21 protein-coding genes and 1 riboswitch are annotated in these 25169 nt (G+C 40.9%); of the genes, 20 read left to right on the forward strand and 1 reads right to left on the reverse strand.

Translation table 11 applies throughout. The features are described 5' to 3' along the window. Positions 1-64 precede the first annotated feature (64 nt). The 5 genes from clpP to P9Q65_RS02970 all read left to right on the forward strand — a co-directional run bounded on the left by clpP (position 65) and on the right by P9Q65_RS02970 (position 5053). Complete coding sequence (gene clpP / locus P9Q65_RS02950; protein WP_304507690.1) at positions 65-664, forward strand: ATP-dependent Clp endopeptidase proteolytic subunit ClpP; 600 nt, start codon at positions 65-67, stop codon at positions 662-664. A 2-nt stretch (positions 665-666) separates the two neighbouring features. Continuing rightward, positions 667-1962 (forward strand): ATP-dependent Clp protease ATP-binding subunit ClpX, encoded by a 1296-nt coding sequence (gene clpX / locus P9Q65_RS02955; protein ID WP_304507692.1) that lies wholly within the window; start codon positions 667-669, stop codon positions 1960-1962. Positions 1963-2286: 324 nt separating this feature from the next. Then, a complete protein-coding gene (gene ilvA, locus P9Q65_RS02960; RefSeq protein ID WP_304507693.1) occupies positions 2287-3480 on the forward strand; it encodes a threonine ammonia-lyase in 1194 nt (397 codons plus the stop codon). A 141-nt stretch (positions 3481-3621) separates the two neighbouring features. After that, the gene (locus P9Q65_RS02965) at positions 3622-4560 is read left to right on the forward strand and encodes an EamA family transporter (protein WP_304507694.1); all 939 of its coding nucleotides are present in this window, start codon (positions 3622-3624) and stop codon (positions 4558-4560) included. Further along, entirely contained in the window at positions 4541-5053 is a 513-nt protein-coding gene (locus P9Q65_RS02970) for a GNAT family N-acetyltransferase (RefSeq protein ID WP_304507696.1), read from the forward strand. Before P9Q65_RS02965 ends, P9Q65_RS02970 begins: the two co-directional genes overlap by 20 nt. A 166-nt stretch (positions 5054-5219) precedes the next feature. Here the strand turns inward: P9Q65_RS02970 and P9Q65_RS02975 are convergent, their stop codons facing one another. Then, the gene (locus P9Q65_RS02975) at positions 5220-5798 is read right to left on the reverse strand and encodes a ferredoxin domain-containing protein (protein WP_304507697.1); all 579 of its coding nucleotides are present in this window, start codon (positions 5796-5798) and stop codon (positions 5220-5222) included. 195 nt (positions 5799-5993) lie between these two features. On the opposite strand from P9Q65_RS02975, the gene P9Q65_RS02980 reads away from it, so the two are divergent. From P9Q65_RS02980 to P9Q65_RS03050, 15 genes are all read left to right on the forward strand, one after another. Beyond that, positions 5994-8756: a DNA translocase FtsK gene (locus P9Q65_RS02980; RefSeq protein WP_304507699.1), complete on the forward strand. Its 2763-nt coding sequence runs from the start codon at positions 5994-5996 to the stop codon at positions 8754-8756. A gap of 173 nt (positions 8757-8929) precedes the next feature. After that, positions 8930-9010: riboswitch (ZMP/ZTP riboswitch) on the forward strand. Between the two features lie 79 nt (positions 9011-9089). After that, positions 9090-10760 carry a formate--tetrahydrofolate ligase gene (locus tag P9Q65_RS02985; RefSeq protein WP_304507700.1) on the forward strand — a complete coding sequence of 557 codons (1671 nt, stop codon included), beginning with the start codon at positions 9090-9092 and terminating at the stop codon, positions 10758-10760. A gap of 14 nt (positions 10761-10774) precedes the next feature. Next, positions 10775-11632, forward strand: a complete 858-nt coding sequence (locus P9Q65_RS02990) for a bifunctional 5,10-methylenetetrahydrofolate dehydrogenase/5,10-methenyltetrahydrofolate cyclohydrolase (protein WP_304507701.1) — start codon at positions 10775-10777, stop codon at positions 11630-11632. Between the two features lie 16 nt (positions 11633-11648). Next, positions 11649-13007, forward strand: a complete 1359-nt coding sequence (gene rimO / locus P9Q65_RS02995) for a 30S ribosomal protein S12 methylthiotransferase RimO (protein WP_304507702.1) — start codon at positions 11649-11651, stop codon at positions 13005-13007. Continuing rightward, positions 12991-13524: a CDP-diacylglycerol--glycerol-3-phosphate 3-phosphatidyltransferase gene (gene pgsA / locus P9Q65_RS03000; RefSeq protein ID WP_304507765.1), complete on the forward strand. Its 534-nt coding sequence runs from the start codon at positions 12991-12993 to the stop codon at positions 13522-13524. Before rimO ends, pgsA begins: the two co-directional genes overlap by 17 nt. Before the next feature lie 365 nt (positions 13525-13889). Continuing rightward, the gene (locus P9Q65_RS03005) at positions 13890-15131 is read left to right on the forward strand and encodes a competence/damage-inducible protein A (protein WP_304507704.1); all 1242 of its coding nucleotides are present in this window, start codon (positions 13890-13892) and stop codon (positions 15129-15131) included. Continuing rightward, positions 15121-15999 (forward strand): DMT family transporter, encoded by an 879-nt coding sequence (locus tag P9Q65_RS03010; protein WP_304507706.1) that lies wholly within the window; start codon positions 15121-15123, stop codon positions 15997-15999. The genes P9Q65_RS03005 and P9Q65_RS03010 overlap by 11 nt, the downstream gene beginning before the upstream one ends. A gap of 42 nt (positions 16000-16041) precedes the next feature. Further along, positions 16042-17160 carry a recombinase RecA gene (gene recA, locus P9Q65_RS03015; protein WP_304507707.1) on the forward strand — a complete coding sequence of 373 codons (1119 nt, stop codon included), beginning with the start codon at positions 16042-16044 and terminating at the stop codon, positions 17158-17160. 107 nt (positions 17161-17267) lie between these two features. Next, entirely contained in the window at positions 17268-17894 is a 627-nt protein-coding gene (locus P9Q65_RS03020; protein ID WP_304507708.1) for a RecX family transcriptional regulator, read from the forward strand. An 11-nt stretch (positions 17895-17905) separates the two neighbouring features. Then, entirely contained in the window at positions 17906-20677 is a 2772-nt protein-coding gene (locus P9Q65_RS03025) for a tetratricopeptide repeat protein (protein ID WP_304507710.1), read from the forward strand. Between the two features lie 128 nt (positions 20678-20805). Beyond that, positions 20806-21111 carry a 50S ribosomal protein L21 gene (rplU, locus tag P9Q65_RS03030; protein WP_304507712.1) on the forward strand — a complete coding sequence of 102 codons (306 nt, stop codon included), beginning with the start codon at positions 20806-20808 and terminating at the stop codon, positions 21109-21111. A gap of 2 nt (positions 21112-21113) precedes the next feature. Then, complete coding sequence (locus tag P9Q65_RS03035) at positions 21114-21446, forward strand: ribosomal-processing cysteine protease Prp (protein ID WP_304507713.1); 333 nt, start codon at positions 21114-21116, stop codon at positions 21444-21446. Between the two features lie 3 nt (positions 21447-21449). Further along, positions 21450-21740: a 50S ribosomal protein L27 gene (gene rpmA / locus P9Q65_RS03040; RefSeq protein ID WP_304507715.1), complete on the forward strand. Its 291-nt coding sequence runs from the start codon at positions 21450-21452 to the stop codon at positions 21738-21740. Between the two features lie 278 nt (positions 21741-22018). Further along, a complete protein-coding gene (obgE, locus tag P9Q65_RS03045) occupies positions 22019-23296 on the forward strand; it encodes a GTPase ObgE (protein ID WP_304507717.1) in 1278 nt (425 codons plus the stop codon). A 151-nt stretch (positions 23297-23447) separates the two neighbouring features. Then, entirely contained in the window at positions 23448-25145 is a 1698-nt protein-coding gene (locus tag P9Q65_RS03050) for a GGDEF domain-containing protein (protein ID WP_304507718.1), read from the forward strand. Positions 25146-25169: the final 24 nt, after the last annotated feature.

A 25169-nucleotide genomic window follows, 5' to 3' on the forward strand; every position in this document is an offset into this window, starting at 1 on the left:
TTAGCTTATAGAGTTATGGTATTTCAATGTAATAAAAAAATAAATGGGAATGGAGGGAGTTCATATGAGTTTAGTGCCTATGGTAGTAGAACAATCAAACCGTGGAGAGCGTTCTTATGATATTTATTCCAGACTGTTAAAGGACAGAATTATATTTCTGGGTGAAGAAGTAAATGATGCGACGGCAAGCCTTGTTGTGGCACAGCTGTTATTTTTAGCGGCGGAGGACCCGGACAAAGATATTAGTCTTTATATCAACAGCCCTGGCGGTGTTGTAACCGCAGGTCTTGCAATTTACGATACTATGCAGTATATCAAGCCGGATGTATCTACAATTTGTATCGGTATGGCAGCCAGTATGGGAGCTTTTTTATTGTCGGGTGGAGCAAAGGGAAAGAGATACGCATTGCCGAATGCGGAGATTATGATTCACCAGCCTAGTGGCGGGGCAAGAGGTCAGGCAACGGATATTTTTATTCATGCTGAAAATATTTTACGGTCAAAAAAGAGATTAAATCAGATTTTATCAGGAAACACAGGCAAAACTGTTGACGAAATCGAAAGAGATACGGAAAGAGATAATTTTATGACGGCTGAGGAAGCAAAGGCTTATGGTCTTATTGATGATGTAATCACAAAACCTCAGACAAAGGAGAGAAGCTAAATATGGCAGGAAAAACAGAAGATACGAACAAATTACGTTGTTCCTTCTGCGGGAAAACTCAGGATCAGGTGAAAAAACTGATTGCCGGGCCGAATGTATATATTTGTGACGAATGTATTGATCTTTGTGCCGAAATTATTGATGAAGAATATGATGTTTTAGCAAATAAGGAAGATAATTTTAATGTTCCTAAGCCAAAAGAAATAAAAGATACTTTGGATCAATATGTTGTTGGTCAAGAGAAGGCAAAGCAGGCTTTGGCCGTAGCCGTTTATAATCACTATAAGCGTGTATTTATGGATGTTAAGGCTGAAGATGTTGAACTGCAAAAAAGTAATATTCTTTTGGTGGGGCCTACGGGTACAGGTAAAACTTTGCTGGCCCAGACCTTAGCTAAAGTATTAAATGTTCCTTTTGCTATCGCAGATGCTACCTCTTTAACAGAAGCAGGTTATGTGGGCGAGGATGTGGAAAATATCCTTTTAAAGCTGATTCAAGCAGCGGACTACGATATTGAACGTGCGGAAAGAGGCATCATTTATATTGATGAAATTGATAAGATTACAAAAAAATCTGAAAATGTATCAATTACGAGGGATGTAAGTGGTGAGGGCGTACAGCAGGCATTACTGAAAATTTTGGAAAGCACAACGGCAAGTGTTCCACCTCAGGGGGGGAGAAAACATCCCCATCAGGAGTTTATCCAAATAGATACAACCAATATTTTGTTTATTTGCGGCGGTGCTTTCGGCGGAATTGATAAAATTATTGAGAACCGCATGGGGCATAAAGTAATTGGTTTTGGGGCTGAGGTGCATAGTAAGGTGGATAAGAAAGAAGACGAGCTTCTTCGCTCTTTGATGCCTCAGGATTTGTTGAAATATGGCCTTATTCCGGAATTTATAGGACGTTTGCCGGTAGTGGTAACTTTAGACAATTTAGATGAGGATGCATTTATTCATATTTTGACTGAACCAAAGAATGCGTTAACAAAGCAATATGAGTATTTATTTGCTTTGGATGATGTTATTTTGGAGTTTGAGCAGGAGGCACTGGTCGCCATTGCACAAAAGGCAATGGAAAGAGAAATTGGGGCCAGGGGATTACGGGCCATCATGGAGGAATTCATTAATCCAATTATGTATGAAATCCCTGCGGAAACAACGGTTGAAAAGTGCATCATTACCCGAGGGGTTGTTGAAGGTCAAGAAGAACCAACGTATATTTATAACGAAAACAGGGAGCCTTTACAGCGTATGCGTAGACGTAAGCATGCTAGAAAGGTTCATGCATCTTAGTTTGAGAAACGAATATTTTTGAATTTAATGAGATTTTACCCTCTATGAGAATATCATAGGGGTTTTTTTTATTGGAATTTGTGGAATAAATATCAAGTGTTTTTATGCATAACGTCATAGAAGAAAGGAAATGGTTTGTTTTGAGTGGAAGAATGTACATGAAGTGTGGAATGAATAGCAATTATCACAAAAATGCAAAATAAAGAAAAAATGTTTGGAAATAAGTTGACGTTACAAAAATGCAATCTTATAATAATGTGTATACGAGACGGAGACAAAAATAAACATTTGTACGTCAAAAAAAGACATAGGAGTGAATGGATAATGTTATCTTTAGAAATGATTCAAAATGCAAAAGAGGTTTTAAAGGGAGTGGCAACTGAAACACCATTATTTCAGTCCAAAGTGATCAATCCTGATGGGGATGTGTATATTAAGTGTGAAAATATGCAGGTTACCGGTTCATTTAAGTTAAGAGGCGCTTACTATAAAACGGCGAATTTAACAGATGAAGAAGCAAAACATGGCGTTGTGGCTTGTTCCGCAGGAAACCATGCTCAAGGCGTTGCACTGGCTGCTCAGAAAAAAGGAATTCCTTCTGTTATTTGTATGCCTGCTGGAGCACCGTTGGCTAAGGTTGAGGCTACAAAAAGCTATGGTGCTGAGGTTGTATTAGTGCCGGGAGTTTATGATGATGCGGCGGCAAAAGCGGCTGAACTCAGAGATGAAAAAGGATATACATTTTTACATCCTTTCAATGATGAATATGTTATGGCAGGACAAGGAACCGTTGGTCTGGAAATTTTAGAACGCTTGGAGGATGCTGAAGTTGTTTTGGTACCCATTGGCGGCGGCGGATTAATCAGTGGTATTGCTTGCGCAATTAAGTCATTAAAACCTAATTGCAAAGTTTATGGTGTTCAGGCAGAAGGTGCACCTTCCATGTATAATTCCATTCTTCATGGTAAAGTTGAAACACTGCCAAGTGTAAGTACAGTTGCTGATGGTATTGCTGTAAAACAGCCTGGAGATAAAACATTTGAAATGTGCCAGAAGTATGTAGATGGGATTGTAACGGTATCAGAGGAAGAAATTGCATCAGCCATCTTATTGTTGTTGGAAAAACACAAAATGGTAGCAGAAGGAGCAGGCGCAGTTTCTGTTGCAGCTGCAATGCACAATAAAGTGGACATTAAGGGTAAAAAGACAGTTTGTGTTATTTCAGGCGGAAATGTGGATATTAACTTTTTAGATCGTATCATTGATAAAGGATTACAGGTAAACGGACGTTTAACAAAATTTGCTGTAACAATGATGGATAAACCCGGTCAACTTACTCAGTTGCTTCAAGTAATTGCGGAGGCGGGTGCTAATATCTTTAATATTAACCATGATCGTATGGTGCGTAACATCGCCGTAGGAAAATGTTTAGTTGATGTGACGGTGGAAACAAGAAATAAAGAACATAGCGAAGCATTGATTGAATTACTTGTTTCAAAGGGCTATGACGTAAAATAATGAAAAACGGGTATGGTCAATATACCCTTATTTTCTCATAAGTTTTAACATCCTTTTGTTTCGACAAAAGGATGTTTTTTATATTGCATAGAAAAGGGATACCCACTATACTAGAAATTAACTTGACAGTGGGGGGATATCATGGATGGGAAGAAGAAGGCAGGAGTTGTTATTACCCTCAGTGGTGGGATTTGCTGGGGAATTTCAGGGTGCTTTGGACAGTATTTATTTGTAGAAAAAGGAATTACGGCGGAGTGGCTGGTTACAATACGTCTTATTTTAGCGGGAATTTTACTGATTTTAATGGGATTTTCTTTAAAAGGGCGAAAGATGTGGGAAATTTTTAAAAATAAGGCGGATCGCAAGCTGTTCTTTGTTTTTTCTATGTTGGGTATGCTTATGTGTCAATATACATATTTTGCGGCAATACAGCATTCTAATGCCGGAACAGCGACAGTGCTACAGTCTTTAAATCCCTTGGTTGTATTGGGGGTTGTTTGTGTAAGGGAAATAAGACACCCTGACAAAGTGGAGATTGGTGCCATATTCTCTGCTCTTTTAGGTACCTTCTTCATTAGCACCCATGGTGATATTCATAATATGTCATTAACGGGAACTGCGCTGTTTTTCGGGCTAAGTTCTGCCATCGGAGCGGCACTTTATAACCTGCTTTCCGGAGATTTGATGAATAAGTACGGTGTATACGTTGTTGTTGGATTTGGAATGCTCTTGGCTGGTGTTGTGATGTTGCCGTTTGTTCATCCTTGGGAATACGAAATTCTATGGGACAGAGAAACAATTTTGGCTGTTGTGGGCGTTGTGGTGATCGGGACAGCTTTGGCTTTTTCGCTGTATTTAAAAGGAGTTAGTATGGTGGGGCCTTTTTTAGGCAGTCTTTTGGGAAGCATAGAACCGGTTACTGCCGTTGTTGTGTCATTTCTATTTCTGGGGTCTGCATTTCATCCCCTTGAATTGGTAGGGTTTATTTTGATTTTAGGCACTGTATTGGGTTTGTCTTTCTATTCCAAAAAAGATACCGAACAGAAGGAGGGGATGGGGCATGAAACTGAGAAGATATGAAGAGTTTGATGCAAAATATGTAGTAGCATGGGTGCAGGATGAGATCGTATATTATCAATGGTGCGCAGGTTTATTGGGTGAATATCCCCTTACAGAGGAAAAGATAAATGCATATTACAATAATCTCCCCAAAGACGTTACTTTTTGGGCTATGACCGCTGAGATCGAGGATGAGGTTGTGGGACATATCACCTTGCGTTTTGCAGACGAGGAAAGGAAAACTGTTCGCTTAGGCTTTGTGCTGATAGCTCATGCGCGGAGGGGGCAGGGGATTGGAAAAGAACTGGTATCTGTTGCAATAAGGTATGCACAGCAGGTTTTGGGAGCACAGCAAATTACCTTGGGCGTATTTGAGGAAAATATTTTTGCAAGAAAATGTTATGAGTCTTTGGGGTTTATACAGAATGAGGAACGCATTGAAAAGTATCAGATTAAAGATGAGGTATGGGATTTTATTGAGATGATATATATGTGCCCTGTAGGAATTGAATAGGAAAAGACCCTTAAAGTGGAAACTTCAAAATGATTTTTGAAGCAAAGAATATGAAAATCGACGATTTGTTATATAAATTTTAAATAAATAAAAGCCCGAATTGCAAAGTGGATTTTACTGCAAGTAATCGGGCTTTTATGAGGTATAACTTTGTGAATAGTATTAATTATTTCGCATTACAGCCAGGTGCGGCCACAGATGATGCGGAGGCTGTTGCCGGACGATCAAAATAAGGGCTCTTCTCAGATACAGAAAGGGGAATGCCGTAACCCAGGAATACTTTTTCGGAGAAAAGGCCTAGGGATAACGCCGCTTTTCCTGCGGAAAACATGATTCGATTATCGATATGATGTGCTGCTGCCACGGAAACGGCAGAGCCCATGGCAATGCCCAAATCACCCACGGCAAAGGCGCAATGTGTACCGCTTTTATTTGCACCGAAGCAATCTCCTGCACCGCAGTAATTGCAGTAAGGCAGGCCTCGGTAGGTTTCCTGCGCACCAAAAAGAACGACACAAGCAGATAAATCTACATTTTCTGCATCTCTTAAATAAAAAGGCTGGCGGGTTTCCTCACCGATTTTTCTCATTTCTGCCGCAAGGGCATCTTTATCTGTTCCATCAATAATCAAGGCTTCCATGCTGTCTTTGCCGCAACCTTTAGGAGCGGTTTTTGCCGCTGCAATCATAAGAGAAGCCACTGTTTCAATTGCTCTTAGCTGAAGTTTTTCTCCGCTGTATTTCATCTTATATTCCTCCTTTTTCCTTTTGTAAATTAAATCATCTTTATTATACAGTATTGTCCATAAACCATGCAATATAGCAACAAGAAATGCATCTATGAAAAAGTGATGCGTAAGTTGTATATTTATGGTATAATTTTTTATTAAGCAAACGAATGTTTAGTTTTTTTGATGCAAGAGATAGATGGGGTGAGAAGCTTGGCAGAACAGAAAAAGACAACAGCAAAAAGCGGTGCAAAAAGTGGGACCGCTAAATCTACTGCCGTGAAAAAAAATACAAATTCAAAAAGTGGGACGGGAAAAGGGAATTCGGAATTAAGCTCGCACAAGGGAACAACGAAAATATCGGCAAATAGCAGCCGTTTTGGAGACAGTATCTTGGACGAAATAATTCTGATTATTATAATGCTGATTTCATTAGTGGCTGAAATTAGCCTTATCACGGAAAAAATGGGCGTGATTGGGCATATGTTTAACAGCTTGTTTAAAGGCCTGTTTGGCTTTGCAGGTGCATTGTTGCCTTTGTTCATCATTGTTTACTGTGGATGGTTGCTGGCAAGTGAAGAACGGAAAATGCCTGTGGTTCGTGGGATTGGCGGACTATTGTTTCTTCTTTGCGTTTCCGCAGGGGTACAACTAATTAATCCCATTGATGTCACGGCAAATATGAAGTTTTTCCAGAAAGTGGCGTTATACTACGGGGAAGGTTCTATCACCAACGGCGGGTTGTTTGGCGGCATTTTTGGAAGTATATTACATAGTGCCCTAGATACCCTTGGGAGTACGCTGGTATTACTTGTTTTATTGCTGATTTCTTTGATTATGACAACGGGAAAATCCTTTTTTCAAGCCGTTGGTGATTACTTTGACCACCGTAAGGCAAAGCAAAAGGTGAAGTATGAAAAAATAAAAAGTAAGGCGGAACAGATTCGGCTGAAAGAGTTGGCGGAAGCAGAAAAAATGGAGCGACGCCGCAAGCGAAAAAACAAACAAAACAGTTATAATATTGAGTTGAATGATGAGGAAGGGAGTCCGGTCGAGGCCCCTGAGATAGAAGAAACTGTCTTTCGAAAAAAAGAACCGACAGAGTTCAAGAAAGCCACCCCTCTTTATAACTTTACTTTTGAGGAGGGGGAAGAACAAGAATTAACTTCTATGGAACAGTTGGAGACAGATTTTGAAGTGGAAGCAGATCATGAAGAGCGGCCTAACGAAGAAGAGGAAATTCCTGTAATCGTAGATGCCAAAGGGGATATGGATGACGGGGATCAGATGATCGAAGAAATTTTCAAGGAAGTGTCAGAGGAAATTTCAATAGAGGAAGAAACAAGCCATACAGAGGACGAGTCTCAGCCTGAAACAGAGGAAATTCCTATCGGCGTGTTAGAGGAGGAAGCCCCTACAAAGGAATCAACTGATGCAGATGAAGAAGGATTGCAGAATAAATCTTCGGCAGATGGGAAAGATGCAAAAGAGGCAGAAATTCCTGCTGCACCTGCGGAGGAAGAGATACCTTATGTATTTCCTCCCGTTGATCTTTTGGGAAAAGATCCCAAAACCGGTGGGGGCGACTCAAAAGCAGAGATGTTGGCCAATGCAAGAAAGTTAGAGTCTACATTAAAAAGTTTCGGTGTAGATGCAAAAGTGATTCAAATAAACAAAGGGCCAACGGTTACCCGTTATGAATTATCGCCCAGCCAAGGGGTGAAGGTGAGCAAAATCGTAAATTTGGCAGATGACATTGCCTTGAATTTGGCGGCAAGTGGGATCCGAATTGAAGCACCTATTCCCGGAAAGGCGGCAGTAGGTATTGAAGTGCCCAACAAAGAAACCCAATCGGTGTTTCTTAGAACTGTACTGGATAGTGACACATTTCAAAAACATGCTTCCAAGCTGGCATTTGCTTTGGGTGAGGATATTGCGGGGAACCCTGTGGTTACGGATATTGCCAAGATGCCCCATTTGTTGATTGCAGGGGCAACAGGCAGTGGCAAGAGTGTTTGTATTAATACTTTGATTACTAGTATTTTATATAAAGCGGATCCAAAAGAAGTAAAGCTATTATTGGTTGACCCTAAGGTGGTGGAATTAAGTGTTTATAACGGCATTCCCCATTTGCTTATTCCCGTAGTTACCGATCCGAAAAAGGCTTCGGCAGCACTGAACTGGGCAGTTCGGGAAATGCTGGAAAGATATAACGATTTCGCTGCCTGTGGAGTTAGAGATATGAAGGGCTTTAACGCTATGAAGGACAAGGAGGGGGACGAAAAAGGGAAGATGCCCCAAATTGTAATTGTGATTGACGAGTTGGCGGATTTAATGATGGCGGCTCCCGGAGAGGTGGAAGACTCCATTTGTCGTTTGGCTCAGATGGCCCGTGCGGCGGGGATGCATTTGATTATTGCAACCCAAAGACCTTCTGTAGACGTTATTACAGGTGTCATTAAAGCGAATATTCCATCTCGTTTGGCCTTTGCTGTATCTTCGGGGATTGATTCCAGAACGATTTTAGATATGGTAGGGGCAGAAAAACTTTTGGGTAAAGGGGATATGCTCTTCTATCCTGCGGGACAAAGCAAGCCTTCCCGTTTGCAAGGGGCTTTTGTTACGGATAAAGAGGTGGAAGATATTGTTTCTTTCTTGAAAAAGAGTGGACGACCCGGTTATACCCAAGAAACCATAGATCAAATTACCAAGGTTAGTAAATCTGGCATGGATTCTGATGAAGACAGTGATGAATATTTTGAACAAGCGGTAGACTTAATTATTGAGAAGGAAAAAGCATCGGTTTCTATGTTGCAACGGCAATTTCGTATTGGCTATAACCGTGCTGCAAGGCTTATGGATGAATTGGAACGTAAAGGACTGGTGGGTTCTGAGGAGGGCAGTAAACCAAGGAAGGTACTTATTACGCATGCCCAGTGGGAAGCCATGAAAGAGCCTGTGGAAGAAGAGATTTAGCGGATTTCCAACATGAGCCGCTTGGGGATTGGGTAAAATATAGTGCTTTTTTATCGAATCTATCATAAGGATTATGTAAGAAGATTTGTTAAAAAGGTGATAAATTCATATTCCGGCGGAGTGAAAGGATAATTGTCTGTTGACAAAAATTTCGGCATATAGTACCATTTTCCTAGAGGTCATATGACTGACGGAAGTGGAGTTAACCACATGGAGTATGACTAGAATAAATGCCGACCGTCTGGGCGATGACGCTTGGACTGTCGGCTTTTTTATTTGCGGTTCAAGACGTATGGAAACCGGTTAAACAACGGAAAGGAGTTTGTTTATCACATGAAAACGGATTTACAGATTGCACAGGAGTGTACCATGGAACCGATTACGGCAATTGCCGCAAAAGCAGGGATTCCCGAAGAATTTGTGGAATGCTATGGGAAGTACAAGGCAAAAATCAGCGATAAGTACTATAATCAGATTAAGAACAACCCCGATGGGAAGTTGATTCTGGTGACGGCCGTAAACCCTACCCCTGCAGGTGAGGGGAAAACCACGGTGACCATTGGCTTGACACAGGCATTACAGAAACTTGGAAAAAATGCCATTACCTGCTTGAGGGAGCCTTCTCTTGGTCCTTGTATGGGGATCAAAGGCGGTGCTGCGGGGGGCGGTTATGCGCAGGTTGTACCCATGGAGGATATTAACCTGCATTTTACAGGGGATCTTCATGCCATTACAACGGCAAATAACCTTTTGGCATCTATGGTGGATAACCATATTCAACAGGGGAATGAATTAAATATTGACCCCAGAAAAATCACTTGGAAAAGAACCGTTGACTTGAATGACAGACAGCTTCGTAACGTCATTTCCGGTTTGGGCGGTAAGGTAAACGGCACCCCCCGTGAGGATGGCTTCCAGATTACCGTTGCATCTGAAATTATGGCAATTTTTTGCTTGGCCAATGATTTAAAACATTTAAAAGAAATGTTAGGGCAGATTATTATTGGTTATACTTACAATGATGAGCCTGTTACAGCAAAGCAAATCGGTGCAGATGGTGCAATGACTGTTTTATTGAAAGATGCACTTCAGCCTAATTTGGTGCAAACTTTGGAGCATACCGCGGCGATTATTCATGGAGGCCCTTTTGCAAATATTGCCCATGGCTGCAATAGCGTTCGTGCCACAAAAGTTGCGATGAAAATTGCGGACTATGTGGTGACAGAAGCCGGCTTCGGTGCGGATTTAGGTGCGGAAAAGTTTTTTGATATCAAGTGCCGTAAGGCGGGGATTCAGCCGGATGCCGTTGTTTTGGTTGCAACAATCCGCGCAATGAAATATAATGGTGGTATTGCCAAGGTTGATTTGAGCAATGAAAATGTGGAAGCTTTGAAAAAGGGCTTTGCAAATTTGGAAAAACATATTGAGAATATACAGAAATACGGCGTTCCTGTTGTGGTAACATTGAACCATTTTGTTGCGGATACCGAAGCGGAAGTTGCCTTTGTGAAAGAGCGTTGTGAGGCCTTGGGTGCAACCTTTGCCATTGCAAAAGTTTGGGCAGAAGGTGGCGAAGGCGGTCGTGCTTTGGCTGAAAAGGTTTTGGAAACTTTGGAGACGAAGGAAAATCATTTCCATACCTTATATGGGGATGAATTGACCATAGAGGAAAAAATAAACTGTGTATGTAAGGAAATTTATGGTGCAGGTGCTGTAAACTTTTCAGGTGCGGCAAGAAAGACCTTAGCACAGATTGAAAAGCTGGGCTTTGGACATTTCCCTGTGTGCATTGCAAAAACACAGTATTCCCTTTCAGATGATCCCAAGGTTTTGGGGCGTCCACAAGGTTTTGAAGTAACGGTAAAGGAATTACGTATTTCTGCAGGTGCAGGCTTTATTGTTGCAATGCTTGGCGATATTATGACAATGCCGGGGTTGCCGAAAAAACCTGCAGCTTTAGATATTGATATTGATGACGATGGCAACATCGTAGGATTATTCTAAGGAGTAGTGAGGACATGACAGCACAATTGATTGATGGTAAGTTGATTTCGGCACAGATTAAACAAGAGGCGGCAGTAGAGGCGGCGAAGATAAAAGAGGCAGGAGTGATTCCTTGTCTTGCCGTTGTTTTGGTGGGAAACGATTCTGCCTCTCAAGTTTATGTAAATAATAAAAAGAAGGCATGCGAGGTTGTGGGCATTCGCTCTGTATCCTATGAATTAGATGGGGGAACAACAGAAGAAGAACTGCTCCGTCTTGTTGCACAGTTGAATGCCGATGAAGCCGTTCATGGAATTTTGGTGCAGATGCCTCTGCCGAAGCAGATCAATGAGGAAAAAGTAATCCTTGCCATTGATGCCAAAAAGGATGTGGATTGCTTTCACCCTATGAATGTGGGGTTGTTGCATACAGGGGGGAAGGGCTTTTTACCATGTACGCCTGCGGGAATTATTGAGCTGATCAAGCGCAGTGGGCATACCATCCAAGGGCAAAATTGTGTAATCATTGGAAGAAGTAATATTGTAGGAAAGCCTGTGGCTATGCTGTTGATGCAGGAGAACGGAACGGTGACCATTTGCCATTCAAAGACCCGAAATTTGGCGGAAGTTTGCCGGGGGGCAGACATTATCGTCAGTGCAACGGGAAAGGTAAATACCGTTACGGCTGATATGGTTAAGGCGGGTGCGGTAGTGATTGACGTAGGCATGAACCGCAACGAGGCAGGCAAACTTTGTGGCGATGTAGACTTTGAACATGTAAAAGAAATTGCGGGGGCAATCACACCTGTGCCGGGGGGCGTAGGACCGATGACCATAGCAATGCTTATCAAAAATTGTCTGGTTGCTGCAAAAATGCAGAACAACTTGAAGTAAATTTGGGGAGGTAAACATGAAAGGAACCGTAGCATTCACTTCTTTAGGGTGTGACAAAAATAGAGTAGACAGCGAGGTTATGCTGGGCATATTGGCACAAAATGGCTTTCAAGCCATTGCTGATGAAGCACAGGCAGACATTATTGTTGTAAATACTTGTTGTTTTATTAAGGATGCCTTAGAGGAAAGTATTGAAACCATTTTGGAGATGGCGGAATATAAAAAGACAGGCAAGTGTAAAGGCTTAATCGTGGCTGGCTGTTTGGGACAGCGCTATGAGAAGGAATTTTTTCAGGAGTTGCCTGAGGTGGATGCAATCATTGGTACTGCGGCATATGAATCTGTGGCAGAGGTGGCAGCGGATATTTTGGCGGGTAAAATGGGTGAGAAATATTTGGAAGATATTAACCGCCCTATGGAAAATGCCAATGGAAAATTACGGGTTCTTTCCACTGCCCCTTATTTTGCGTATTTAAAAATTTCCGAAGGCTGTGATAACCACTGCACTTATTGTGTAATTCCCAAGCTTAGAGGAAAGCACCGCAGCCGTACCATGGAAAGCCTCGTGGAGGAGGCAGAAGTGTTGGCACAAAACGGGGTAAAGGAACTTGTGATTGTAGCTCAAGATACTTCTATTTATGGCCGAGATTTATATGGGGAACCAAAGCTCCATGTTTTGCTGGAGAAATTATCAAAAGTAGATGGGATAGAATGGATTCGTTTGCTTTACTGTTATCCGGAAACCCTAACTCAGGAAACCATTGATGTAATGTTGAAAAATGAGAAAATATGTCATTACATTGATATGCCTATTCAGCATGGAAACGATGCTGTATTGAAGCGTATGGGAAGAAAGAGCAATCAAGCTTTAATCAAAGAAAAAGTGACGGCATTGCGTAGGGCGATGCCCGATATTGCCATTCGGACGACGCTAATTGTGGGCTTTCCAGGTGAAACGGAGGAGGAGTTCCAGGATTTGGTTCAGTTTGTTGAGGAAATGCGCTTTGATCGTTTGGGCGTATTTTCTTATTCCAGAGAAGACGGTACGCCTGCGGCAAACATGGAGAACCAGGTTGATGACCAGCTTAAGGAAATCAGACGGGATACCATTATGGACATTCAAAAAAATATTGCTGCCTCCCTTTGTGAAAAAGAAGTTGGGAAGGTGGTACAGGTTTTGGTGGAAGGCAAGCTTCCGGGAGAAAACATTTATTGCGGCCGTACCCGCAGGGATGCACCTGATATTGATGGATTGGTGTTTCTAAACGCCGAAGAAGAAATTTACTCCGGGGATTTTGTAACGGCAAGAATTCGAGAAGCCGGAGATTATGATTTGATGGGAGATGTAATTTATGCAGATGAACCTGCCGAATAAACTGACAATGTTACGGGTAATTTTAATACCGGTATTCCTATTGGTACTGTTTTTGGCGCCTTCGCCCATAAATCGATATATCTCTGTTGCAATATTTATGATTGCCTCTCTAACAGATTTTTTGGACGGACATCTTGCGAGAAAATGGAATTTAGTAAGTAATTTCGGAAAATTTATGGATCCTTTGGCAGATAAGCTTTTGGTTATGGCTGCTTTGGTTTCTATGGTTCAGTTAGGAGATTTAGCAAGCTGGGTGGTTATTATTATTTTAGCCCGTGAGTTTGCGATCACAGGTTTTCGTACCCTTGCCATGGAGGCGAATATTGTAATGGCGGCAAGCTGGTGGGGAAAAGTAAAGACTACGGTGCAGATGATTATGATTATTGTAGTTCTTTTGGATTTACCCTTTGTGGGCATTTCTGTGGTAGAAGATATTTTAATTGGACTTGCAGTATTTTTCACCATTCTTTCCGGTGGAGATTATATTATAAAAAATAAACAGGTACTAAAGGGTTGAGGGTAGACCTTGGGGCGTTGCCCCAACTCCCCACTTGCTTTTTGTAAAAAGCAAGACCAAAAACTTTTATACAAACCCCATGTACATGCGGTTTAAAATAGGTTAAGGATGCAATGGCAAAGAAGTGCCATCTGTCCGAAGGACAGCTTTGCTGAGCAAAGTGCTGACCTGAACCCTTGTGGGTGTTTGAGGGCAAAGCTTTCAAGGTTTTGTCTTTGTCTTTTGTGATTGAGGAAAGCCTTCAAGGTTTTCAACGAAAAAGAGCAGAATTGCTCTTTTTTTCTTTTTAAAAAGACTTGGAAATTTTTCGTAAAGAGAATACAATGGAAGAGAACAGGTTGAAACATAAGATAAGGAGGAACGATATGAAAGCAGAAATTTTAGCAGTAGGCACAGAGCTATTGCTTGGAGATATCTTAAATACCAATGCCCAATATTTAGCCAGAGAGCTGGCAGCCTTAGGCATAGAGGTGTATTATCAAACGGTGGTGGGGGATAACCCAAAAAGATTGGAAGAAACCATATATCATGCTTTTTCCAGAGCAGACTTGGTAATTACTACAGGGGGGTTAGGCCCAACAGAGGATGACCTGACCAAGGAAACAGCGGCAAAATATTTTGGTGAGCCTCTTGTTTTGGATGAAAAGGCATTGGCACAGATTCAAGTGTTTTTTGACCGTATTGGCAGAACCATGACAGAAAACAACAAAAAGCAGGCATTTGTTCCTGAACATAACAGTGTTGTCATGTATAACGCAAACGGAACAGCCCCGGGAATTATCATAGAAAAAAATGGGAAAATAATGATTATGCTTCCCGGCCCGCCCAAAGAGGTTATGCCTATGTTTGAAGGACAGGCAAAACCTTATCTGGCAAGGAAACAGGAATATACCTTTATTTCCAGAGTGCTGCGGGTGGCTAGTGTTGGAGAGAGCGCTATGGAAGAAATGGTGAAGGACATTATTGATGCTCAAACAAATCCTACTATTGCCCCCTATGCGAAAGAAGGGGAGGCACTTTTACGTATTACGGCAAAAGCAAAGGACGAAGATGAGGCGAATCGTTTGATAGACCCCGTTGCAGCGGCGTTAAAGGAACGACTGGGAAAATCCGTTTACGCGGAAGGGGAAACAAATATGGAAACAGAGGTTGCCAAGTTATTGTTGGCTCAGAAGAAAACCATTGCTGTTGCGGAATCCTGTACAGGAGGGGAGATTTCTTCTCGACTGGTTCGTTTTCCCGGTATTTCAGAGGTGTTTTTGGAAGGCTGTGTAACCTACTCTAACGAGGCAAAGATGAAGCGTTTGGGCGTTGCGCAGGAAACCCTTGCAAAATTCAGTGCAGTAAGTAAGGAAACGGCTATGGAAATGGCGGCAGGCATTGCCAAAACTGCAGGAGCCCAAATCGGTATTGCAACAACGGGTATCGCAGGCCCTGACGGAGGAAGTGAGGACAAGCCTGTGGGGTTGGTTTATATTGGTATCTACAAAGATGGAATGTCAGAGGCAAGAGAGTTTCACTTTGTGGGTAACAGAAATAAAATAAGAGAACGGGCAACCTTCCAGGCTTTGGATTGGTTGCGGAGAAAATTGCAATATGAGAAATAAAGGGGATTGGATGTTACTAATTGCCGCTGCCGTTGGCGGAGGTGGTTTCATCGGTGTAAAATTTTTGTTGGATTGGGGCTATACCCCCTATCAAGTAATGCTAGGCAGGTTTTTGATTGCTACGGCGTGTTTAAGCATTATCTATCACAAAAGATATCTGCAAATTACGAAGAATGAATGGAAAATGGGCAGTATTTTAGGTGCGCTTTTGGCAGCTACATTTCTACTGCTGACAGTGGGATTGCAATATACCTCACCATCGGTTAATGCATTTTTATGTAATACCCAGGCAGCCATTGTCCCCTTTCTTTGTTGGGCGGTTTTTGGAGAAAAGCCCTTACCCAGGTGTTTTTTAGCAGCCTTTTTCACGCTTTTTGGAGTAGCCCTTCTTTCCGTGACGGAAGATTTCAGAATTGAGCTTGGGGCAATTTTGTCCTTTGGTGCAGCGGTGGCTTTTTCCATGCAAATGGCTTTTATGGGAAAAGCAGTACAGGAATGCGATTCTGTAAATATTGCTTTGGTTGAACATTTAGCTGTAGCGGTGATTTCTTGCGTTATTGTGGCTGCAACGGAAATGCATATGCCACCTTTGAACGGACAGGCTATGGGCAGTTTTTTGTTTGTTGGTATACTCTGTACGGCAGTTTATTTTGTTTTGCAGTCTGTAGGGCAAAAGTTTACCTCTGCCAACAAAACTGCAATTATTATCACCTCAGAGTCTATCTTCGCGGCAATCATATCGGCGTTGTTTTATGGTGAACGTATGGGGTGGCGTGGCCTTATTGGGTGTGCTGTTATATTTGGGGCAATGATATTGGCAGAAAAGCCAATAAGAAAAACAGTTGACACAGAGGGAGAAATAGGTTAACATAGGAACATGAGTTCGTTATTTAGAGAGGGTGGATATAAATTGGCAAAAAAGGATGAATCCAAAAAAGATGATATACGTTTTGAAGATAAGGACAAGGCATTATCTGCTGCTTTAGGTTATATTGAAAAGCAATTTGGCAAGGGAGCTGTCATGAAGCTGGGAGATGGCAACCAGCAAATGAATGTTGAGGTTGTGCCAACAGGTTCCTTGAGCCTTGATGTGGCTTTGGGTGTTGGTGGCGTGCCGAAGGGCAGAATTATTGAAGTATATGGTCCCGAAGCTTCCGGTAAAACAACGGTTGCCCTACATATTGTTGCGGAAGTGCAAAAAAGGGGTGGCATTGCAGGTTATATTGATGCAGAGCATGCACTGGATCCTGTTTACGCAAAGGCTTTGGGCGTAGATATTGACAACTTATATATTTCTCAACCTGATAACGGTGAACAGGCTTTGGAAATTGCGGAAACAATGGTGCGTTGTGGTGCTATTGATATTGTTATTGTTGACTCTGTGGCGGCGCTGGTTCCCAAAGCAGAAATCGAAGGTGAAATGGGTGACTCCCACGTTGGTTTGCAAGCCAGATTAATGAGCCAGGCATTAAGAAAGCTTACCGGTATTACCAATAAATCCAAGTGTACTGTGGTTTTTATTAATCAGTTAAGAGAGAAAATCGGCGTTACTTACGGTAACCCTGAAACCACTACAGGTGGACGGGCATTAAAGTTTTATGCATCGGTTCGTATTGACATCAGAAAAGCAGATGTACTAAAACAAGGCACGGAATTGGTTGGGAACCGTGTTAGGGTTAAGGTTGCAAAAAATAAAGTGGCGCCTCCTTTTAAAACCGCAGAGTTTGACATTGTATATGGTCAAGGAATTTCTAAGGAAGGGGATATTTTAGATTTAGCCGCAGAGGTAAGTATTATTAATAAAAGCGGTTCATGGTATTCCTATAAAGAAACCAGAATTGGTCAGGGCAGAGAGAATGCAAAACAGTTTTTAAAAGAGCATCCGGATATCTGTACTGAGGTGGAAAATGCGGTAAGAGTGGAATATGGATTGCCTACTTTGACAGAGATAAAGAATCCGGAGAAACAAGAAGGACAGGAAACGGAAGATAACAAGGATACTTCAGTTGTAGAGTTGGATTTGGAATAACATAAAAGCCGGCTATCATAAGATAGTCGGTTTTTATAGTTATAATTATCGTAGTGTATGTAAAAAGATTATGTTATAATAATGAAAAAGCGAGGAGAAGACGCATAATGTTGGTTACAAAAATGATTCCCCAAAAGAGAGATCCTGCAAAATATAACATTTATATTGATGGGGAATATCTATTTGCCCTTCCTGCGCAAGATTTAGCGTATTTTAATATTAAGGAGGGAAAGGAGATACCTGAAAAAACCGTTTCATTTATACAAAAAAATTTGATTTATATGCAGGCACAGGATAAAGCCCTGAATTTTATCGGATATAAAATGCGGACGGAAAAAGAAGTGCGGCAGAAGCTGTTAGAAAATGATTTTACACATGAAATTATTGAAGAAGTTATGGTCTTTTTATGCAAATATAAATATATTAATGATAGGGACTACGCACAAAAATATATAAAAGAACGTTTACGTCTAAGTCCCAGAGGTGCTTATGCATTGCGTATGGAACTGCTGCAAAGAGGAATTTCTGACCAAATTTGCCAAGAGGTATTGGAGTTGACGGAGTTTTCCGAAACAGAAGATGCCATAAAGTGGTTGGAGAGAAAAACAAAGGGGCAGTGGCCGCCAGACGAAAAAAAGAAAAAGCAACTTTATGTTTTTTTGCAACGGAAAGGCTATTCCTACAGTGTGATTAAGGAAGCCTTTGTAGAAATGGATCAAGAACAGGCGAAATAGGATGTGAGAGCATGAGTTTTTATTTAGCTGAAATAAGAGAGCTTCGGAAAAACTTTATGGAATCATATAAGGACGGTGATTTCAAAAAGGCTTTATTTCTGGGAAAATATTTATTAGATATTTATAAAGAAACCGGGGATATGGAGCATCCGGGGCTTGCAGAGGATACCCATAATGTTGGGGTTATTTTTGATGAATTGGGCTTATATGATAAAGCTGCGGAGTATTATCGTCAGGCAGCTGCATTGAAAAAAGTTCGTTTCGGCGAATCAGCCACATTTGCCGATACATTAAATAATTTAGCCATTGCTTATAACAATTTAGGTCTGCACGAAGAAGCTTTAAAAACCCATGTGCGTGTATTAGAAGTACGTGAAAAAAAGCTGGGACGAGAGCACATTGACTATATACATTCGTTATATAATTTGGGTAATACTTATGAAGCCTTGAAGCAATACGAAAAGGCTCTTGAAAGCCATAGAAAGGCACTGGAGAAGAGCCGTAAATGCAAGACATTGAAAATGATGGATGTAGCGGATATCCATGCATCCATGGCACGTTCCTTTGAAAAAGTTGGGAATTATAAAAAAACAATTTATTATTATGAATTTGCCTTGGATATTATTGAAAAAAGGATAGGTTCACGTAGTCTCCCTTATATTATTAATGCGCTTTCTCTGGCTTTCGTTTGCGAAAAGAGTGAGTTTACAGGACTTGCGGTGGAATACTTTGAGCGTGCAGTGGACATTCGCAGAAAGATGTTTCCCGAAGGGCAGATAGACTATGTGAATAACTTAAATTATCTTGCTGACCTATGCCTTAAAGATGGTCAAACTGAAAAATCCTTACAATTACACAAGACTGCATTAGAGTTGGTGGAGCAGGAATTTGAACAAACACATTTATTATATATGGATATATTGGATCGAATTGCTCTTGACCATTGTGCTCTCCAGGATTTTAAGGGGGCATTGGAATTTAGCCAAAAGGCACTGGAGTTACGAAAAACGACGGCGCCGGAAGATGGAATTGAAATTACAAAAAGCTACATAACATTGGGTGAAATTTCTATCCAAATGAATAATTGTATGCAGGCCTTAATTTATTATAAAAAAGCACTGGACATTCTGGGAGAGGACAGTGGTGAAAACGCAAGTATCATTGATGATATTTGGTGTAAAATTGCTCAATTATTTGACCATCAAGGAGTATATGAGGCAGCAGCCTTTCTTTATGAGACTGTATTAAAACGGAAGAGAGCACTTTCTACTTTCAATAGGGAAGATGAAATTATGCTGATGAGAGCCCTTGCACAAACGCGCCGAAAGCAGGAAGAATATATGAAGGCGGTAGTGATTTGCCTAGAAATGGAAATCGCTGCAAAGGAGCTTTTTGGGAAAGAACATTTCAAGTATGCTGAGGTGCTAAAGCAGTTGGGGGTTGCATATGGAAAATCGGGAGATTTGGTAGCTGCATCAAAATGCTTGGAAGAGGCACTGATGATTCAAAAGGAAACATTAGATGAGGATAATCCTATTTACATAAAAACATTAGTGACTTTTGGTCAGGTTTGTTTTTACCGAGGAAATTGTACTCGGGCGATTCAGCTTTTCAAGGAACGTAATGATGTGAATTTTGAGGAAACAGCCGAGGAGCAAAGGGAGGCTGCCTGTACGCTGTTGGCGATTGGGAACTGCTACCTGAAATTTGGGGATAGAGAACGGGCAGAAGCTTATCTGACAGAGGCAGAGGGCAAAATTATTCGAAGCAGGCTAGTGCCAAATGAAAAATATAATCGCTTAAAAGAGATTTATGCAGAAGCTAAAAATGGTAAATTTTCTTTCATCAGACAGCAAAGACGGCGTATGCTGGACGGGGAGCGCAAATGTTTGGAGGAAACCGTTATTTTTATGACGCGGTTTTATCACGAAAATATTAATAAAGACAGAGGGGAAAGGGTAAGAAGGGCATTTGCTGCTTTTTCATTGGGTGAAATGTGTCAACGCCTTGGGAAAAAGGAAGAAGCGGTATATTGGTATATTTTGGCGGAAAAACAAGCGGAACCGGAATATTATGTGCGGACTTGTACACGATTAGGGGAAGCTTATCTGCTATATGGAGAAGAAGAAAAAGCATTTCAAAAATTTATTAATGCCAAAGAGTATATTGGAGAATACGGTGATAAAAATACTCTGGAATATTGTCGTATATTGGGTTACATTGGTGATTATTTTTACAGAAAAGGCAGTAAGGAAATGGCACTGAGTTTTTATCTTTTATGGAAACAGATTTATAAAGAATTAAGCTTACCTGATTGCCCATATTATAATGAGAGACTGGAAAAAGTCGCAAAAATTTTGGAGGCTTTGGAAAAATACAAAGAGGCCTTGGAACTGTATTATGTTTTGTCGGTGTCGGTAAGAAACCGGGAGGGTGAAACTACCAAGTATGGGAAGCTGCTTTTGCGTGGCGCAAGTCTTCATATTCATTTAGGCCATACGAAAGAAGCGGAAACATTGCTGGATCATGTTTTGGTTTTGGCAGGAAAAAATGGAATCACAACGGAAAGTTTCGGAAAACTCTGTGACAAGGTTGGAAGGCTTTATAATTTGGCGGGGTTAAACGAAAAAGCCCTTGAAGCTTTAAAATTGGCATACCAGGAAAGCCTGGATGGAAAAAAATGTATAACAAAGGAAGGCGTACAGCTTTTATGTGAGCTTCTTTGGAAAATGGGAGATAATCAGGCTTATTTTTCCGTAAAAAATGGGTGTGAAATAGAATAGTTTTTGTTGACATGGTTTTTTTGCTGTGATACTATATTGTAGTATGTTCAGCCGCACGAAGAGGTTTTAAAATCAAAGAAAGGCTTTGGTTACCACATTCGGCGAGTAAATTGCGAGGAGGTGTTCGGATGTACGCAATTATTGAAACAGGCGGAAAGCAGTACAAGGTAGCTGAAGGTGATGTGATCACAGTTGAAAAGTTAGGCGTAGAAGCTGGTCAGGAATTTACTTTTGACAAGGTTCTTGTTTTGGCAAAAGACGGTGACGTGAAAGTAGGCGCTCCTTATGTTGAAGGTGCTGCTGTTACAGCTTCTGTAATTGGTGATGGAAGAGAAAAAAAGGTTATTGTTTATAAGTACAAACCTAAAAAGGGCTTTCATAAGAAAAGAGGCCATAGACAGCCTTTTACAAAATTACAGATTAAATCTATCTAATTATGATAAACGCTACTATTTATCGTAAAGACGGAAAAATTTGCGGAGTTGAGCTAACCGGGCATGCGGGATATGCAAAAAGCGGAAAAGATATCGTTTGTTCTGCTGTATCTGCATTGACATTGAATACGGTAAATGCCATTGAGCACTTTACAGAAATTCCATTTCGCTGTGAGGCGGATGAGAAAAAAGGCGGTTTTCTCAAAATCCTTTTCCCTTTAGAGGGTATGGCTGACCATGACACACAGCTTTTATTGCAAACGCTGGAGATGGGTCTGTCAGCAATAGAAACAGAATATAATCAGTATTTTACTTTGAATTATAAGGAGGTGTAAGTGATGTTCAGATTAAACCTTCAGTTCTTCGCGCATCATAAGGGCGGCGGTTCCACAAAGAATGGTCGTGATTCTAATGCGAAAAGACTTGGTGCAAAACGTGCAGATGGTCAGTTTGTATTGGCTGGCAATATCTTATACACACAGAGAGGCACAAAAATTCACCCCGGTATCAACGTTGGCAGAGGTGGTAATGACACTTTATTTGCTTTGGTTGACGGCCGTGTGAAATATGAAAGAAAAGGTAGAGATAAAAAACAGGTTTCTGTTTACCCTATCGAAATCGCTGAATAAGAATTGCGAAGGCTTCAAATGATACCATTTGAAGCCTTTTTCGTGAAAAGCAAAAAAATTTTGCTTTTGACGAAAAAGGCGGAAGCTAGAAGTAGTGAAATAAAAATTTTTGCATATAAAGTTTTGGTCAAGCCTTTTTAAAACTGCACGGCTCAAGACAGGGCGGCAGTAAACTTGCTAGCTTTTGCGAAGCAAAAGTGCTTGAACGGCTTGAAAGGGTTGGGGACAGTGTCCTACGACTCTGTGGTTTAAGGTAAATAAAAAAGAGGTGAAGGAAAATGTTTGTAGATAGAGTCAAGATTCACATCAAAGGCGGCAATGGCGGCAACGGTATGGTTTCTTTTTTTAGAGCGAAATATATTACCCACGGCGGCCCTGACGGCGGTGACGGCGGAAAAGGCGGAAGTGTTATTTTTGTCGGGGATGAAGGTATGAATACACTGATGGATTTCCGTTATAAAAGAGTGTTTAAGGCTCAAAACGGAGAAGACGGTGGAAAACGGAACTGCTTTGGGAAAGATGGAGAGGATGTTATCGTTAAGGTGCCTGTGGGGACCGTAATCCGTGAGGCGGAAAGCGGTAAGGTTATGGCAGACATTAATAAGGCAGGGGAAGAAAAAATATTAATATATGGCGGTAAAGGTGGAAAGGGAAATCAGCATTTTGCAACCCCCACCAGACAGGCTCCCAGATATGCGGAGCGAGGTCGTGTTGCCAAGGAATATGATGTTATTTTGGAATTAAAGCTAATTGCCGATGTTGGGTTGATTGGATTCCCCAACGTAGGAAAATCTACCTTGCTCTCCATGGTAACCAATGCAAATCCCAAAATTGCAAATTATCATTTTACCACTCTTTCTCCTAATTTAGGGGTAGTACAGGGAAGATTTGGCGATAGCTTTGTTTTGGCGGATATCCCCGGTTTGGTGGAAGGTGCCAGTGAGGGTGTAGGATTGGGGCACGAATTTTTACGCCACGTGGAAAGAACAAAAGTGTTTATCCATGTTGTGGATGCGGCAGGTGTTGAAGGGGATGACCCCGTTGAAAGTGTTCGTAAAATTAACCGTGAATTGGAAGAATACAATCCGGAATTATTGAAGCGTCCTCAGGTGATTGCAGCAAATAAAACGGATATCCCTGAGGCGGCAGAGAATGTGGCTCTTTTGAAAGAAGTTTATGAAAAAGAGGGATATAAAGTATTTCCTATTTCTGCGGCCACGAATAAAGGTCTGGATGAGCTGTTATCGGCAGTTGCTTTGATTTTGAAGGATTATCCTGAAAATATTATTTTTGAGGAAGAATACGAAGAATATGACGAAGTTGCTGTAGATACAGAACCGTTCACCATTGAAGAGTCTGATGAAGGATATTTTGTGGTGACTGGTGTTGGCGTAGAAAAGATGATTGGCTATACCAATATTGAAACCGAAAAAGGATTTGCTTTTTTCCAGAGATATTTAAAGGAAAAAGGAATTATAGAGGCTTTGGAGGAAAAAGGAATACAGCAAGGCGATACAGTTCGTATTTACGACTTGGAATTTGAGTTTTGGAAATAAAAGATTTGTAAACCCCTATGAGAAGAATCCCTCTCATAGGGGTTTTTTGTCGATAAAGTACGGAATGTTTTCAGAGAAAAATGCCTTATTTTTATACATTTTATAGAGAAAGCATATATAATTAAAGTATAAGAATAAGGAGTAGTTGCAGATGAGAAGAAAACGATTCATTCTTATACTTTATGTGTCAGTAATAGTGGTGTTTACTTTGGTATGCGCTGATGGGGTGGGAATGTTGTATTATGGTACAAGTCAACAACAACCCGGAAAAACGGCGGAAATAAATAAAGGTTGGACGCTGTTGCAGAATGAAACTTCACATCCTATTGAGAATTTACCGAAGGTAGTACAAGATACAGCAAACGGGGAGGTGATTACGCGCAAGTTACCTAAAAATTTAAATAACAACTCTGTTTTAGCTTTTCAAAATGGTTTTCAAGATGTACAAGTTAAAATTGACGGAGTGGAGCGTTATTCTTATAATGGGCAGTTGCCTAATATAGCGCGACAGATGAATACGAATTTTTTATGTATGGTTGCTCTGGAAAAAGAGGACAGCGGAAAAGCGATTACAATTTCTTTCCATTCTCCATTAAAAAGGGAGCGTATATATTTGCCTGGATTTTTTATCGGTACGGAAACGGGAATATTTTTGCAGAATTTTCGTTCTGATGTATCTTCGTTGGTTTTTTCCGGAATTATGATTTTCTTTGCCATTTTGCTTTTCGCAATGTTTATTAGGGAGCAAGTTGGCAAGGGAGAAAATTTACCTATTTTGGCTCATTCGGCAATTTTAATGTCATTAAGTGGAATCTGGTCTATTTCCAATTCAGCGGCTGCACATATGTGCGTTCATAATGAGATGGTGTTGGCGTATCTCTCGTTTAATTCGTTTATGTTAATACCTGTTGCGGTACCTATTTTTTATTGTGATCTGTTGGGTGGATATAAGAAATTTTTGTATCAATTAGCATGGGTAGCCTCTATAAATTTTGTTTTACAGAATATATTTTACTTTTCCGGCAAGCTTCAATATATTGAGATGATGCCTATTACATATATTGTCCTCTTGCTTTGTATTTTCGCGCTTATTGGCATTTCTTTCGGTGAGTTTACAAGGGGAACTTCATTTTATGTGGGAGGATTCTTGATCGCAACTGTCGTTTTTGGAGGATTTTATACGATAGACGTTTTTCGATTTTTCCATTATGCGTCCTTAGACAATGCAAAGTTTTTTCGTTATGGCGTTTTAGCTTTTATTGTTATCGTTTTCTGGATTTGTGCCAAAAGGGTGTTATGTTATGTTGAGGTGGAGGTTGAAAATCGAGTTTATAAAGAATTGGCACTAAGGGATGTATTAACCCATCTGCCAAACAGAGCCGCACTTGAAAAACGAATTGAAAGCTTAGAGGAAAATGAGACGGTTTGCAGCACGTTAACTGTGATATTAATGGATGTGAATGGACTAAAACCTGTAAATGACAGAGGAGGACATGGCGCTGGGGATCGGCTTTTATGTGAGGCTGCAAAAAGCATTAAGGATGCTTTTCCGGAAGAAAAGGACGCCTGGTATCGTTTAGGCGGGGACGAATTTGTGGTATTGATGACTGAAACCGAACTTAGCAATGAGGAGTGTGAGCAAAGATTGCTAAAAGCTACGGAGAAATGGAAGAATCATGAGCATGGGCCTGTTTCCATTTCTTGTGGAAGTAAAACGGTGAAAAATTTAAAAATAACAAAAGAAGTTGTTCAGCATTTAATGCAAGAGGCCGATCAAATGATGTATAAAAATAAACTTCAGTATTATCAGAAAAAAATAAACAAAAGGAATTCCCAAGAAACCGTTTAAGAGTATCTCTTAAACGGTTTCTTA

The sequence above is a fragment of the Anaerotignum sp. genome, assembly GCF_030625865.1.
Taxonomy (GTDB): Bacteria; Bacillota; Clostridia; order Lachnospirales; family Anaerotignaceae; genus Chakrabartyella.

Bases quoted from the DNA above. Each gene is read 5' to 3' on its own strand.
- pgsA (WP_304507765.1), top strand. From the start codon at position 12,991: ATGAACCTGCCGAATAAACTGACAATGTTACGGGTAATTTTAATACCG.
- P9Q65_RS03020 (WP_304507708.1), top strand. From the start codon at position 17,268: ATGTTGGTTACAAAAATGATTCCCCAAAAGAGAGATCCTGCAAAATAT.
- P9Q65_RS03050 (WP_304507718.1), top strand. From the start codon at position 23,448: ATGAGAAGAAAACGATTCATTCTTATACTTTATGTGTCAGTAATAGTG.
- clpX (WP_304507692.1), top strand. From the start codon at position 667: ATGGCAGGAAAAACAGAAGATACGAACAAATTACGTTGTTCCTTCTGC.
- P9Q65_RS02970 (WP_304507696.1), top strand. From the start codon at position 4,541: ATGAAACTGAGAAGATATGAAGAGTTTGATGCAAAATATGTAGTAGCA.
- ilvA (WP_304507693.1), top strand. From the start codon at position 2,287: ATGTTATCTTTAGAAATGATTCAAAATGCAAAAGAGGTTTTAAAGGGA.
- P9Q65_RS03010 (WP_304507706.1), top strand. From the start codon at position 15,121: ATGAGAAATAAAGGGGATTGGATGTTACTAATTGCCGCTGCCGTTGGC.
- P9Q65_RS02975 (WP_304507697.1), bottom strand. From the start codon at position 5,798: ATGAAATACAGCGGAGAAAAACTTCAGCTAAGAGCAATTGAAACAGTG.
- P9Q65_RS02990 (WP_304507701.1), top strand. From the start codon at position 10,775: ATGACAGCACAATTGATTGATGGTAAGTTGATTTCGGCACAGATTAAA.
- rplU (WP_304507712.1), top strand. From the start codon at position 20,806: ATGTACGCAATTATTGAAACAGGCGGAAAGCAGTACAAGGTAGCTGAA.
- P9Q65_RS03005 (WP_304507704.1), top strand. From the start codon at position 13,890: ATGAAAGCAGAAATTTTAGCAGTAGGCACAGAGCTATTGCTTGGAGAT.
- clpP (WP_304507690.1), top strand. From the start codon at position 65: ATGAGTTTAGTGCCTATGGTAGTAGAACAATCAAACCGTGGAGAGCGT.
- rpmA (WP_304507715.1), top strand. From the start codon at position 21,450: ATGTTCAGATTAAACCTTCAGTTCTTCGCGCATCATAAGGGCGGCGGT.
- obgE (WP_304507717.1), top strand. From the start codon at position 22,019: ATGTTTGTAGATAGAGTCAAGATTCACATCAAAGGCGGCAATGGCGGC.
- P9Q65_RS02965 (WP_304507694.1), top strand. From the start codon at position 3,622: ATGGATGGGAAGAAGAAGGCAGGAGTTGTTATTACCCTCAGTGGTGGG.
- P9Q65_RS03035 (WP_304507713.1), top strand. From the start codon at position 21,114: ATGATAAACGCTACTATTTATCGTAAAGACGGAAAAATTTGCGGAGTT.
- rimO (WP_304507702.1), top strand. From the start codon at position 11,649: ATGAAAGGAACCGTAGCATTCACTTCTTTAGGGTGTGACAAAAATAGA.
- P9Q65_RS02985 (WP_304507700.1), top strand. From the start codon at position 9,090: ATGAAAACGGATTTACAGATTGCACAGGAGTGTACCATGGAACCGATT.
- P9Q65_RS03025 (WP_304507710.1), top strand. From the start codon at position 17,906: ATGAGTTTTTATTTAGCTGAAATAAGAGAGCTTCGGAAAAACTTTATG.